Source organism: Psychrobacter sp. AOP7-C1-14 (assembly GCF_052376135.1).
Classification (GTDB): domain Bacteria; phylum Pseudomonadota; class Gammaproteobacteria; order Pseudomonadales; family Moraxellaceae; genus Psychrobacter.
Window position 1 is genome coordinate 40,629 of sequence record NZ_JBQSVH010000006.1, and the last position, 14,331, is coordinate 54,959.

The 14,331-nt window shown below is 41.4% G+C and carries 12 protein-coding genes; 9 read left to right on the forward strand and 3 right to left on the reverse strand.

Going from position 1 to position 14,331, the window contains the following annotated elements; genetic code table 11:
- The first annotated feature begins 62 nt into the window (after positions 1–62).
- From ACT3QN_RS06260 to ACT3QN_RS06295, 8 genes are all read left to right on the forward strand, one after another.
- Positions 63–1,190, forward strand: coding sequence for a zinc-binding dehydrogenase (locus tag ACT3QN_RS06260; protein WP_444523623.1), 1,128 nt, complete (start codon positions 63–65; stop codon positions 1,188–1,190).
- A gap of 329 nt (positions 1,191–1,519) precedes the next feature.
- Complete coding sequence (locus ACT3QN_RS06265; protein WP_444519811.1) at positions 1,520–2,020, forward strand: META domain-containing protein; 501 nt, start codon at positions 1,520–1,522, stop codon at positions 2,018–2,020.
- A 174-nt stretch (positions 2,021–2,194) separates the two neighbouring features.
- Positions 2,195–2,872: a DUF4377 domain-containing protein gene (locus ACT3QN_RS06270; RefSeq protein ID WP_444519810.1), complete on the forward strand. Its 678-nt coding sequence runs from the start codon at positions 2,195–2,197 to the stop codon at positions 2,870–2,872.
- Between the two features lie 178 nt (positions 2,873–3,050).
- Entirely contained in the window at positions 3,051–3,968 is a 918-nt protein-coding gene (locus ACT3QN_RS06275) for a homocysteine S-methyltransferase family protein (RefSeq protein ID WP_444523624.1), read from the forward strand.
- Positions 3,969–4,739: 771 nt separating this feature from the next.
- Entirely contained in the window at positions 4,740–6,251 is a 1,512-nt protein-coding gene (locus ACT3QN_RS06280; protein WP_444523625.1) for a glycosyltransferase family 2 protein, read from the forward strand.
- Positions 6,252–6,438: 187 nt separating this feature from the next.
- On the forward strand, positions 6,439–7,743 hold the full coding sequence (locus ACT3QN_RS06285) for a glycosyltransferase (RefSeq protein WP_444523626.1): 1,305 nt from the start codon (positions 6,439–6,441) through the stop codon (positions 7,741–7,743).
- The gene (locus tag ACT3QN_RS06290) at positions 7,743–9,026 is read left to right on the forward strand and encodes a hypothetical protein (RefSeq protein ID WP_444523627.1); all 1,284 of its coding nucleotides are present in this window, start codon (positions 7,743–7,745) and stop codon (positions 9,024–9,026) included. The genes ACT3QN_RS06285 and ACT3QN_RS06290 overlap by 1 nt, the downstream gene beginning before the upstream one ends.
- A gap of 79 nt (positions 9,027–9,105) precedes the next feature.
- Positions 9,106–10,116: a glycosyltransferase family 2 protein gene (locus ACT3QN_RS06295; protein ID WP_444523628.1), complete on the forward strand. Its 1,011-nt coding sequence runs from the start codon at positions 9,106–9,108 to the stop codon at positions 10,114–10,116.
- A 50-nt stretch (positions 10,117–10,166) separates the two neighbouring features.
- Here ACT3QN_RS06295 and ACT3QN_RS06300 read toward each other — a convergent pair whose 3' ends face one another.
- Complete coding sequence (locus ACT3QN_RS06300; RefSeq protein WP_444523629.1) at positions 10,167–10,979, reverse strand: hypothetical protein; 813 nt, start codon at positions 10,977–10,979, stop codon at positions 10,167–10,169.
- Positions 10,980–11,547: 568 nt separating this feature from the next.
- Here ACT3QN_RS06300 and ACT3QN_RS06305 point away from each other — a divergent pair.
- On the forward strand, positions 11,548–11,805 hold the full coding sequence (locus ACT3QN_RS06305; protein ID WP_444523630.1) for a hypothetical protein: 258 nt from the start codon (positions 11,548–11,550) through the stop codon (positions 11,803–11,805).
- Positions 11,806–11,864: 59 nt separating this feature from the next.
- Here the strand turns inward: ACT3QN_RS06305 and ACT3QN_RS06310 are convergent, their stop codons facing one another.
- Positions 11,865–12,512 carry a glutathione S-transferase gene (locus ACT3QN_RS06310; protein ID WP_444523631.1) on the reverse strand — a complete coding sequence of 216 codons (648 nt, stop codon included), beginning with the start codon at positions 12,510–12,512 and terminating at the stop codon, positions 11,865–11,867.
- A gap of 100 nt (positions 12,513–12,612) precedes the next feature.
- Complete coding sequence (locus tag ACT3QN_RS06315; protein ID WP_444529090.1) at positions 12,613–14,208, reverse strand: phosphatase PAP2 family protein; 1,596 nt, start codon at positions 14,206–14,208, stop codon at positions 12,613–12,615.
- Positions 14,209–14,331: the final 123 nt, after the last annotated feature.

Genomic DNA, 14,331 nt, shown 5'->3' on the forward strand with positions numbered 1-14,331 from the left:
AAAACGACCAATACCATAAAGAAATTGGTCTAAAAATCTAACTATTCGCAGGAGCAAACCTTATGACTGATAAAAATACCCAACTGACCTCAACCATCAGTGAAGACAACAAACTGACCTTGGCTTTACAAGACATTGATATGCCGCAGCCAGGTGCTGACGAAGTCGTGGTTCGTATTGAAGCCGCCCCGTTGAACCCATCTGATTTAGCGGTTCTGTTTAGTGTCGCTGACATGTCGACTGCGGCGCAATCTGGTACAGACGAAAACCCAGTTATCACCGCTGACGTGCCAGCTAAGTTCATGCCATCTGTCAAAACTCGCGTTGGCAAAGACACACCAGTCGGTAACGAAGGCGCAGGTACGGTCGTCGCAGCAGGATCATCTGATGCTGCACAAGCATTAATGGGTAAAACTGTTGCGGTCATCGGTGGTGGTACGTATCGTCAGTATCATTGCGTCAATGTACAAAGCTGCTTGGAATTAAAAGAAGGTACCACAGCCAAAGAAGGCGCCTCTTCTTTTGTGAACCCACTGACCGCTCTAGCCATGGTCGAAACCATGCGCGCTGAAGGCCACAAAGCCATCGTACATGCGGCAGCTGCTTCTAGCCTTGGTCAAATGCTAAACCGTATCTGTATGGCTGATGGCGTAGACTTGGTAAATATCGTCCGTAGAGACGAGCAAGAGACGCTATTGCGTGATATGGGCGCAAAATATGTGGTGAATTCAAGCAGCGAGACGTTCCTTGCTGACTTAACAGCAGCGATTGCTGAAACAGGCGCGACGATTTCGTTTGACCCTATCGGTGGCGGTCAGCTAAGTAGTGATATTCTTAACTGTATGGAAGCCGCGATCACTCGTGATGTAGAAGAATACAGCGTCTATGGCTCTAACACATTCAAGCAAGCCTACATCTACGGCGCACTAAACCGTGGCCCTATCACCCTAAACCGTAACTTTGGTTTTTCTTGGGGTGTAAATGGTTTCTTACTATTCAATGCGCTAGGCAAACTGGGCACTAAAACCGTCATAAAAATGCGCCAACGTGTGGCTGATGAAATCACTACCACGTTTGCAAGCAGCTATACGCATGAAGTGTCATTGGCAGAAGTATTACATCTACAGTCAATTGCGGCTTATGGCAAGCAAGCAACAGGTGAGAAGTATTTGATTACGCCTCAGGTCTAATAATGTCTAGAAAGCTGTTACAACTTAGGATATAGCAACTTTCTTATAGACTGATTTTTAATAAAAAAGCAGATACTGATAACGGTATCTGCTTTTTTTGTACTTAATTATTATTAAGCCGTGTTAGTAAAAGGCGGTAGCTCAGCTTTTTTGAATACTGACTCTGTGAATATTGATACTTTTAATATAGCCTCTTTGAATACTTCTTATTTGAAAATTAAAGCATTCTTGTAGTTACATGGCTTCTTTGTGATAATTAGCATTCATGTACCCTAACTTTTAAATAAAAATATTAGACAATTAAACTATCTACTTTTTGAGAGATTACTATGAAAAACACAACAAAAATAATGATGGCATCCACGCTTGTGATGAGCGCACTTGCGACTGGCTGCCAAACGACGACTAACACTACCAAGCCAGCCGTACAACCAATCACAACAGAGACATTAGAGGCGAATAACTGGCGTCTTATAGATGCCAAGCTTAATAACGGAGACTTGGTTGAGGCGTTATTTTTTGATCCATCAAGACCATTAACGCTGGACTTTATGACTGTTGAAGGCCGCAATATGGTGAGCCTTATGAATACTTGCAACAACATGAGCGCGGGATACAGTTTGGCGAATGGCGAGGTAGAACTAAGCGCAATCAGAAGTACTCGAATGGCCTGCCCTGAACACTTAGCAAAGTTTGATAGTGCTGCCGTTACAACAATACAAGGCAAATACAGCTTTGGTGAAAACAGCGATAACATGCCTGTGTTAATCGTCACGAATGACAACCAAACAGCTCACTTTAAAGCAGTCCCTAAAACGAATACACCTTGAGTACTGCATATATAGCTCTACCTTAAAATTATGAAAAATGCCTCACTATAAATTAGCGAGGCATTATTTATATCAACAAACTGCTAGCCTCAACATCAGTAATAAAAACTGCTTTAAGCCATTTCATGAAGCATTAAAAACAAGTATCTAAATCAATCATAACAAGGATATATCATGTCGTTTATTAAATTTTGCACTTTGGCACTCATTGCCACATCTTCTCTAACTGCGTGTAGCAGTCATAACCAAACCAACTCGAATGATAAAACAAGTATTAGCCAGATTGAAGACAACAACTCGTTCATAAACACTCTAAAACCAAGCAGTACTGAAGCGATAATCGGTCAAGTAACGGGTGTTATTTCACAAGACAGAAATCAGCAAAAAGTTACTATCGTAGACCAAGATGGAAAGTCCTATACCGCATCTATTAGCAAAGCCAATTTTGGTCAGCAGAATGCTTATCAAATGCAAAAATTGGCGATAGGTGACTATATAGAAGTTAAAGGTGACATAGAAGTAACAGGCGAGCAGTCAAAGCCAGATGGTGAGCGTCAGCTAACTGTACATGCCATGCCATATGTATTACGCAAAATCATCGTCGCTGACCATCAAGTAGACTGTGTAGGCGTCGCGCCACAATCATGCCTCCTAACCAAGCCAGCTGACCAAGTGGGTAGTCAAACAGATTGGCAGTATAGATATAGTGGTATAAAAGGTTTTGATTATGAGCCTGATTATGAGTATACCTTGCTTATAAAAAACACAGCCGTTGCTATGCCGCCTGCTGATGCGTCATCAGTGCAGAGCAAGCTGATAAAAGTCATCGAAAAGAAAAGAACCCAGCCTTAGTAACTGAGGCATAACTCTTCTAAACAGACAAGCAGCCACACGATTAATTGTTATCATTGTTCAACCTATGGTTGCATCTCACGCTTATTCCGCCTAGTATTTCGCTCCTTTACATAACACTATTTTTAAAAATAGCACCTCAACAGGTTTGTCTACTCACAATAAAGAAGGATTCGTTATGTCAATAAATACAACCACAATTATTGATGGTGGCATGGGACGAGAACTGGCGAAGCGCGGTGCACCGTTTCGTCAACCTGAATGGTCAGCACTGGCAATGATAGAAGCGCCAGAAATCGTTCGTGATGTACACCGTGCGTATATTAAGAGCGGCGCAGCAGTTATTACGACCAACAGTTACGCGTTAGTACCTTTTCATATTGGCGAGGAACATTTTGCGGCGCAAGCACAAGATTTGGCAGCAGCATCAGGTGAGGTAGCACGTGCAGCAGTAACGCTAGAAGGCGCAGCGACTAAAATAGCTGGCTCTATTCCACCACTGTTTGGCTCCTACCGTGCAGACTTGTTTGATGCTGACCATGTAGAAGATATCGCTACCCCACTGATCAAAGGTTTAAACCCGTATGTCGATTTTTGGCTCGCTGAGACTCAGAGTTTAATCGCTGAGTCCATCGCTGTCCGTAAGCTACTTAATACGCTAGATACGGATAACAAACCGCTATGGGTCGCTTTTACTTTAGAAGACAGTATGGATATCGACGTACCACGTCTGCGCTCAGGAGAAACCGTCGAGGAAGCCGTGGCAACAATGGCTGCTCTCGATGTCGAGGCAATACTCTTTAACTGCTGTCAACCTGATGTCATCGAGCAAGCATTAGATGTTGCGCAGACTGTCCTACAAGCAAAACAAGCGCAGCATATCAAACTTGGCGCTTATGCTAATGCCTTCCCGCCGCAACCAAAAAATGCCGCAGCAAATGATACGCTCAATGAAGTGCGTGATGATTTGACCCCGCCCGCCTATCTGCTCTGGGCACAAAAGTGGCAAGCACAAGGGGCCTCATTAATCGGCGGCTGCTGCGGTATTGGCCCTGAGCATATTCAGGAGTTAAGCCAACACTTCTCCGCTGGCTAGACATAGGCTAGTTTGAATATAGAAAAATATAAAATAGTTAGAATGTTGAGTTCATCATGTTAACGACCATCAAATTCACTTGTTGGTCGTTACAGTGCTAGTGCTGTAGCATATTAAAAAGGCTAATAGAAGCGGTTGATTTAGGCTAAGACGGATCACCACCACCAAAGCCATGGTAAAACTTAATTTTGATCAGATAGTCCCGCGGTATACTTAACGCTCCTTTCTTCCCGCTCATTACATCATTCGATACTCAACTACCTTCAAAAGGTGCCATCTAGAAACGGTGTGTCATCACTTAATGCTGACTTGACTTAATCAACCCTAGCTAAGCATCAAGATAAATAATCTAATGTCAAAAGTTACTAATATAGTTAGCTTCTGAGGCTAACTATGATTCTAGTCGTGCTTTTTTTCCGTCTTAGTCATGCGTCAACGTAATGATACAAACATGCCTGCCTACTTTTTTCTTCTCATCATTTTTTTCTTGTGCTGACTACCTTCACCCAAAGACAACGTCTAACCACATATTTACTCGTAGTCCAAAAATGTCCTATTTGTCTGTAAGTGAACCATGAAACTTTATGTCACATTACGTACAACTTACATAGTTAATTTATCATAAACAATTATCGACTAAACCATTACTTAATTTTGTATTAGTATTCATTGGTATTCCCCAAATAACTGAAGATACAAGTACTTACATTATGTCTAAACATACTCTCCTTTATATAATTCTAACTTGTCGCACATGCCTAAGGACTAGACATGACTGCTAATACATCAGAAACTTTGACTGACGAAGCACTCAGTTTTCAATTGATGACGCGAGCTGAACCTCCAGAGTTGGTTATTGCTACAATCAAGTCGTTATTAGCAGTAAAAGAAGCGCGTGATGAGATATTGATTATCGATAATAACAATAAAGAGACGTCGTTATACGAGCCCTTAGCAGCGTTTTGCAAAAGCTTAGACGTTGATTTGAACGTCCATTTTTATCATATTGATCATGTCGAAGGGTTTAAGGCTGGGGCTTTGAATTTGGCACTTGGGCTGATGAGTCCAGACTGTAGCCGCATTGTGGTTGTCGATAGTGATTACCAAGCATTACCACATGCTAGAGCCTCTATCATGCAGGCTGTTGCCCAATATCCTGAGCATACCTTACTTCAGTTTCCGCAGTTTTACCGTAATGAAGGACAGCTCGATACGCATAATGAACTGAATCACTATTTTAATCATCATTTGTATCGTCCTTTTAATCGTAATCGCGCCTTATCTACAGGTACTTACGCCGTGATTCGACGCTCGGATCTTTTGAACATAGGTGGCTGGTCAGGCGCGTCTATCACTGAAGATGCTCAGATGGGCGTGCTTATGCATCGACAAGGGTTTCGCAGTCAGTTCATACCAGAAGTTATTGCCACGGGCTTACTACCTAGCACGCTAGACGACCTAATATGTCAACGTCGGCGCTGGATCTACGGCAACATTCAGGTACTCAGGGATTATCTGTCAGTTCCATACAACTCTCCAGTCCAACATGTCCTGCAATCCAAAAGTCTTGGTGAACGTCTGGCATACATACGTGCTCATTTGTCTCAACTGAGTGCTTGGGTAAACTTCACAGGGTTCTTTATCCTTTTGCATATCTGCACCTTACTGGTGATGGTTGATATGCTCTTAGTAAACAACTCTGACGTGTCGATGCTTACCCCTTTATATGTAGTTTATGCAAGCTATGCGTTTTTTGTCTTTAGACGTTTGTGGGCATATTGCCGTGATCAATCTCCTCTCAACAAACAAATAGAGGATAGCCATCAGCCACGTTTTAGTAGAAAAATACAAACATGGTTGATGCACTTAAACTTTTGGGAGATTGGTGCATTGTCATGGCTTCCGGTGCTGTGGGGGCAAGAAAAACCTTTTGTCTGTACACCAAAACAAAACTATATCCAAAGTCGTCATTCGTTACTCCTTAAGAATATAGTGGCTCTCCCAAAGCTGTTATTGGTGCTAAATATCATTACAGCCCTAGTCGTAGCACCGTTTTCACCGCTCTATTCACCAGTATTATTTGTCTGTGCAGCGACAGTTTGTATTCTAAAACTAAGCGCAGCCAAGGTAACAATGGACAATTTCTCTGATGCTAGAGCAGACAAATCTAGTATAAGTAAGGCTCTAAAACAGACTTTAAAAGTAGCCCATAAAAAGAAGAAAACTATAACAACATCTTATGTGACACCTTTATTTAAAAATAAAAAAACCATCGATTCGTAAAAGCTGATACCTATAAAACTAGCACTCATAACGCTAACGATTCGTAAAAATTTACGTTTTGTACAAGCCAATTCTGAACTAAGGTCATTCTATTGTCTTTTATCGTTTCTATACTAAGTCCCCTATATACCGCCTTACTAACTATAACGCTTATAGCCATGATGATAACTACAAAGGTCTTAAAAACATGATCAGGTCTTCGAACTCACCGCTACGCATTGCCATTATCGCGCATTCACTGTATCCCATTGCCCAGCCTTACGCGGGTGGTTTAGAAATGATTACCCAATTGATTTGTGATGAATTGGTAGCGCAAGGTCATAAGGTATTGCTTTACGCTCATAAAGATAGCGTGACAAGCGCGACATTGATTCCGTTATTGACCCGTCATGAGTTTAACAAGATGGTCTATGCTAATGAGCATGAAACGGTATCTATGGGCCGTGAGGAGATGTATCAGTATCTGACTTATCAGACAGCCTTACGAGATATTGTCGAACGTGATGAGCGCGGTGAGATCGATATTGTCCATAACCACAGTTTGCATCACATTCCAATGATGACAGGCCAAGCGCTTGGCGAAAGGTTTTTCACCACGTTTCATACGCCTATATTTCCGCAGTTACGTTTGGCGCTTTTAACACTTCGCTCTGGTACAACCACTCAATTTACGGCGATTAGTAAGCATCAACAGCAGTTGTTTGCTGAGTTTGTCCCTTCACAAGTGGTATATAACGGCATTGATGTCGAGTCCTTTACGGCCAATACTGAATCGCTTGGCAATACTAATGGTAGCGATGATGAGGTATATTTTTGGTATGGACGCATCTGCCCTGAAAAAGGCACTCATTTAGCCATGCAATACTGCATGGAAGCTGGGAAAAAACTTGTCCTAGCAGGACCTAAAAGCAACGAAGACTACTTCAACCAAAAAGTAGCCCCTTTATTATTTAAAGACAGTAAGAGTGGCGATAACAAACTATTCAGTTATGTAGGTCATGTCACCAAGGCCGAGATTAATAATTACTTGTGCAGAGCAACTGCCATGTTGTTTACCAGCACTTGGGATGAGCCGTATGGATTGACCTTGGCTGAGAGTTTGGCGTGTGGCACGCCAGTGATTGGTTTCGATGCTGGAGCCAGTGCTGAGATTATTACTCCAGAGACAGGAGTCATTGTACCTAAGAAAGACAAAGTGGCCTTTATCCGTGGCTTTAATACGATTAAAAATATATCACGCCAAGCTTGCCGTGACCGCGCCTTACAGTTTTGTTCCGTGTCAGCCATGGTAGACGGCTATCTGACACTATATAAAGCAGCGTTAAAAAATAGAACAGCGTTGATAGAAGACAATTCAGAAAGTTACATTAACGGCATTAACAGTTATGAGCTGTCTGATTTAACAACAGATTCCCTTCAGTTTTTTAATCAGGCCATTCAAGCGTCAGTTGAAACTGATAATGATTTTGTTAGCTTTTCTGAGGAATCATAATGATGCGTATCGGCTACTATGCTCATCATCACGGCTCGGGACATTGCCGACAGGCAGACAAACTGGCTGCATTGCTACCTAATGACGCAAGAGCGCAATTAACGGTATTTACGAGCTTAGATGCAGATAATTATCGTTTTACCGCTATTGATGAACAACAAATCGTACGTTTGAATGCAGAAGACGAACTACCCAATGACGTACTGGCAGGTCGTGCAGGAGAATACTGGCAACCAGCCAGTCTACACTACTCACCCGTAGGCAATACCGACATTCAAAAACGCAGTCATCAAATATTAGATACTATTTTTCGACGTAAGATCGATCTAATGATTATCGATGTCAGCGTCGAGGTAGCAATGCTCTGCCGAGCAGCAAGTATCCCTTACCTTTACGTTAGGCTTCCTGGTATTCGCGATGACGAGCCGCATCTAGGTGCATTTGCTGGGGCGCTTGCCTTACTGGCGCCTTATCCTAAAGCGTTGGAGGCTGCTCAGACATCTGAGTGGGTCTGTGGTAAAACACTCTATCTCGATTTTATTTACTCTCAAAAAACTGAGTCATACACTTATAAGAGCTTTATAGATATCTTGGCAAAATTAAGCGTGGATAAAGAGGCTTCTGATCTTAGATTTACAAGCCTACCTTCTATCGAGGCCCAACCAATATGCAAGTCCGAAAGCACAACACCTATTATCACCGTCATTAAAGGTTACGGTGGACACAAAGCGATTGACGAAAAATTACCAGAGTTGCGCTCACTGCTACCCAATGCATTAATCATCTCTCTCGGCCCTATAGACGATAATAAGCGACGTTATGTCGATATCTCAACTGAGGTAGATGACGTCACACCATTCATTTGTCATAGCGATTATCTGATGATGGCCTGTGGCCTAAATACTGTCGCGCAAGCATATCATTACGATACGCCGCTCATAGTAGTGCCTGATGACAGGCCACATAATGAACAAGCCATTATGACTGAAGCGTTAGTCACTCAAAATAAAGCGCTAAATTGGCAGCAGTTTAAAACCTTAATGAGCGTCAATAATGGTCAACCTGAATCTATAGCCCAAACAATTCATTGCCGAAGCAAACAACACCCTACTATATCGATTGATAGCATTAGAAAAAATAACAGTGAGGGAGATATCGGTGAGGAAACCAACACAGCTACGCCAGCAACTGCTCAAGCGTTCATGCACAGCACCGCTGCTTATCCTACTACCAAGCTTTGGTTTGAAAACTGGTTGCTTCCGCGGCTTAAATTACAACCCTAATCGATAATTAAAGACTGGCTCATTAAATATTGATTTATTAAACGTAACAGGCAACATGATAGCGAGGCAAAGACAAACGATGACCATTCAGCCAACGAGTAACGCTAGCACGACTTCTGATACTGTACCGATGACTGTCATTACGACTTGCTATGGTCGTAATCGCCATCTCTACAACCTACTCAGCAGTCTAGAAAATAGCAGTGTGAAGCCAGCCGAAGTCATTATCGTCAACGACGACGCTGACCCCAATCGGTTGGCTGAGTTTTCATTAAATATCGTGAAGTTACCGACTACGGTTAAATCAGCCATAAATGATGGTGACGATACTAACACTACGGAGTTTGATATCGGACATAACCGCAATCTTGGGACACTGCAGGCAACTCACGATATGCTGATTTTTTTGGATGTTGATTGTGTCGTAGCGCCCACGTTTATTGAGCACATGTATAAGAAACTTCTGCAACATCCTAATGCGCTTTTGATGGGTCAACCCCGCTATCTGACGCGACCTTTAACAGAAAAAGAAAATGCACTATTAAAAACCAATCATTTGCCCTTCTCTTTTTTAGACGAACTGTCTGTCTATAATCCTTATCGTTATAATTTTGATGAAGCTGATTCAAACCAAGCTAGAACAGAGCAAGCTGGAATAAAGCAAACGGCTATCAAAAAAACTGATGATTATGGTGCATTCTGGAGTCTGTGTTTCGCTATCAAGCGACAGACTTTTGATAAAGTTGGCGGTTTCGACACCCAATATACAGGTTATGGTGCAGAGGATACCGATTTTGCCTTTACAGCACGAAGGCTAGATATCGACTTTTACCTCACGGCTGATATCGCCTATCATCAGCAGCATAGTGTCTACCGGCCACCACTCAATCATTTAAACAGTATCATTATCAATGCCAATCGCTTTTATCAAAAGTGGCACTGTTGGCCCATGGCAGGGTGGCTGTCTCAATTTTCCGATATGGGGCTGATTGATTGGATAGAAGAACAGTCATCACTGATAGCCGTACGACGAGAGCCTAATGACAAAGAGGTAGAGCTTTCTCACTGTCCCGATGCTCCTTATGTTTAACTACTTCTAGCAATTTCTAGCTAACGATAACTTAGTCAATCAATATTTTATTACCGATGAACAATCACGCCTTTAGGTGGTCGACTCATTTCCTGACGTTCAAAATCCCAGTTATGACCATGCCAAAAGTGAGCAGTTTTATCATTGTCATTGAAACCGATCATCACTATCTCTAACGGTAGTTCCGTTTTTTGAATATGGTGTAAGTATGCTCGAGCTGTCAGCATCAGCCGATACAATAGAAAACCTGACGAGGGTGCTGACGAATGAATATCGTTAAAATATGGATAATCAGCAACAACTTCGTGTCGCTCTGATAGCACACTGTGGTAGATAGGGCTTGATAATAGTTCTTGCATACTTGAAGGAACATTTAAGATGCGCTGAGCAGTGATAGGATCGTCATCAGGACTTGGATCATCTGCTAGTGATGGGAACTGGTAAGAGTGATTGCTCGTTAATATTCCTAATGGCGCTGTCTCTGCCATTTGTTCTATCGTAGATATATGATTACTTCTAGGCGGCAGGCCAAAATGCAGCTTACTATCGCCAATCTGCCGAAAAAATAGCAACTTAGGTAGTGAACTAGCTAACTGATGGCTGGCAAAAAAATCAGCATGAATAAAATGATTAAATAAAACCAAGACATCATTGGGCTGTAATAGCATCTCAAGCTGCGTCGTGGTCACAGCAGGATTATTTGCAACTATAACGACTCGTTTAGCTTGATTCAAAGCAGTCTGTATAACGACTGGGAGCGTTAAAAAAGCAGATGTGGCTGTGCTTATGTTATCAAATACGTATTCGCTATTCTCCGATAGCGAGATACTCTGTTTAAGTATTGGGTTTTCTGTGTTGCACATAGCGACCTTAGTTAGTTTAATCCTTTGATTGCTACTTTATCATTATTAGCAATTTTTATAGATAAAGCTTTACCTTTGTTATGCGCAGATAAAGCCTTATTTTAATAAAAGACTGCTACTTCCTCTCTCTTACTTATTCAACTCAAAAATCATATTTTGCCATTATTTCAATTTGCTGACCTGCTAGAGTACGATAGTCGCAACATTTCATAGTAGATAAGTACTAGCTAATAATTTGCTTAAGCAACTTCTAGGTAACGATCTGTGTATTTAGTAAATGATATCTTCTATTCACCTCAAACCTAATTAGTAAGGAAATATAAGTTAATCTCCAGTAAGCAACATCTCTAGAATGTTGCTGATCTACCTATCCTTAGCAGAAAACTCTTACGATTGTATCAATGGTCAAATATCTATTAGAAAAAGTCACCTTTCTTTAACTTTCATAAAAGTACGTAACGCTGTAACTCGCTATCATCTAGTTATCCAATAGAGCAACACTCTATTCAGATATCTTCAATCACTCAATAAGCACTGTTACTCATAACTAGTTTAAAAGGACCTTACTATGAAAAACTTAAACATGAAAAAAATTGCTATTAGCTCACTATTGGCTGTATCTACTTGCTTTGCGATGATCGGTCCAGCGAATGCTGCCCAACAAGTTGTAGTAGTCAAAGATAAACATCAAGCCAAAAAAGTAGTAGTTAAAGCTAAACCTCAAGCTAAGAAGGTTGTCGTAGCTAAGTCCAAGCCTAAAGCAAAAAAGGTGGTAGTTGTGAAAGATAAGTCTCCTGCGAAAAAGGTTATTGTCGTTAAATCATAGTAGCCGTAGTAAACTGCTTGAACCTGACACCGTATACAGCCTATATAGACTCCACTATATTAGGCAGAAAAAATTACTACATCATCGCCTTCCTGCCATGGCTGAAATTTAGTCATGGCTTGTACAAATAATGGATGATCTAACCAATGCTGTAGCCACAGCTGTAGCTTTGGATAAGGCAGACCATAAAAGACATCACGATCGACATGAGCAAATTGGCGAACGAAAGGCATGATACCGATATCTGCAATAGTCACGCTATTGCCTAGTAGGTACGTATTCTTATTCAATAATGCTTCCAAATCTTGTAAGAACACTTCACCCTGTTGCCGATACTCTATCTGTGTCATCTCAGGGTGACGATCGGCGTATTTGTAGCGATCAAGCCACTGCTTAAACTCATTATCATTTCGGGCAATCAGAGTATTAGCCTGAGATAAAACGCTTTCATCAAACAGTCCCTGCGGATCATTTTTTTTAAGCGCCCACGTCATAATCTCGGCACTTTCTTCAATCACTGAACCATCTAAAAGCTGTAACACGGGCACCGTACCTTTTGGACTAATTGCTAGCATCTGTTCTGGCTTATTCTTTAGAGTTATTTCCCGTAGCTCCACTGACAACTCAGCAAATAGTAGGCCGAGACGGGCGCGCATGGCATAAGGGCAGCGACGAAAAGAGTACAAGCAAGGCAATGGGATGTTCATAGATTCCTCCATAGTTGAATAGGAATTAATCAATAGGTAAATGCTAGGTAAAGAGCAAATAAAGAAAAACCAGCAGACGCAAACCTACTAACATCGACATTTATTCAGGCTCTGTTGAATACGTGACAGACTTATAATTGGCCATAGTTTCTACCAATGACTGTGGCAGATAAGCGTCTTTAAGATGCGCGTGCGGATAATACTGCTCAATCCACGATTGATAGTTATAGACAGTTAGCGTACCACAATATAATAAATATAAAACTTGCACGCCAATGCTACGCGACAGACCCATCACGCAATGGAAGTTAATAAGCGTAATAATACTATCTTCTTGCTGGTTCTCATTATCAGCGTTTATCGCCCGCGGCTTCACTGATTGCGTCAAAGACTCAATCCGCTTAAATAAATCGATATAGTCTTGGAGCAATACGTCATTTAATGGCTGCAAATCCAATAAAGGCAAATACAAATAATGGACAGGCGTACTCATAATGTCTTTAGCAGCTATTTCAAGGTAATGAGTATGGCTAGATATCTCAGCGGCCAAATCAACAACAATTATCTGATAACGAGCTGAGGGCCGATTGCTTTCTAACGAACTCGGCCATTCTAATGAAGTATGGCCAAACAACCAATATGTTAAATGACTACTTACATCTGTCTGAGTCAATCGAGGTGAAGCAACAACATTGACCTTATCGTAAATAGCATATGCCGTGAGTGGATACCTTTGACTTTTGGAGAAAACTCTAAAATACCATTGGCCCAAAAATGACATACTATTGTAAACAATAATAATCGGTGCAAACTTCATCCAAGTATATAAGGTGAGTCGTCCATTATTGGACTTTTGGAACCAACGTGCATCCCGCATTGGTGTGACTTGTTGATAGGCACAAGCTAATATCGTAAAACTAATCAACCAATATAGCGCAATTATAATAGCTAAGGTTTCTATAGATTCAAACGCTATTACAGTCATATTAGTAAGGTAAAACCCTCCTATCGCTAACAACAAGAACCCTATCATCCCCAGTGTCAGATGCTTGATTACCAGTGCATTTCGGATACGATTTGACAATATAAGCACCGCAACTGCCAACACTACTCCGCCCAACATATCTAGTAAATGATGCTGATACGTCAGCACCGTCGACAGGGCTATCAATGTACATATACCAGTCAGCAACAATCGATAAGTTATTGAACTCCATTTCTTTTTAGACGCTACCACATCCCATAATGACACCCCAAGCAAGACGGCGTAACTGACATGTAGTGATGGCAGCTGATTGAATGGCTTGTCCACCAACTGTAAGAACTGATAACCAAACTGCGTCCAATCATCCGGTACAACTCGACGAAAAGAGAATCGAGCAGGATAAAGGTAGAAAATCAAACAGGCAAAAATGGTTGCCAAAATTAAGCGATAGGTTAATAGAAATAACTGCGTAGAGGTCCTCACTAAGAAAAAACTAGCAACAAATAAAACCAACGACCAGCTATAAGGAATAATCATAGCGGGAATAAAAGGAATGGCATTATCAAACGGCGTGGCGAGATTGTGAATTTGCGATGGATAGCGTGTATATAGAGATACGCTATAAAAAGTCGTCAAATTATAAAGCAAATAAAATATCGATAACGCAAGACATAGGTGTTTAAAGCGGTTCAAATTTGATGGAGTTTGCAACACCTAGTACCTCGTTTGACTGTTGAATAAACATTTCAAAAAACTTCGGAAATATAATCATAGTTAAAGTTGTCATAATAGCAACTTATTGTTGGCTAAAAACTGCCCAAACCCATTGGAAAT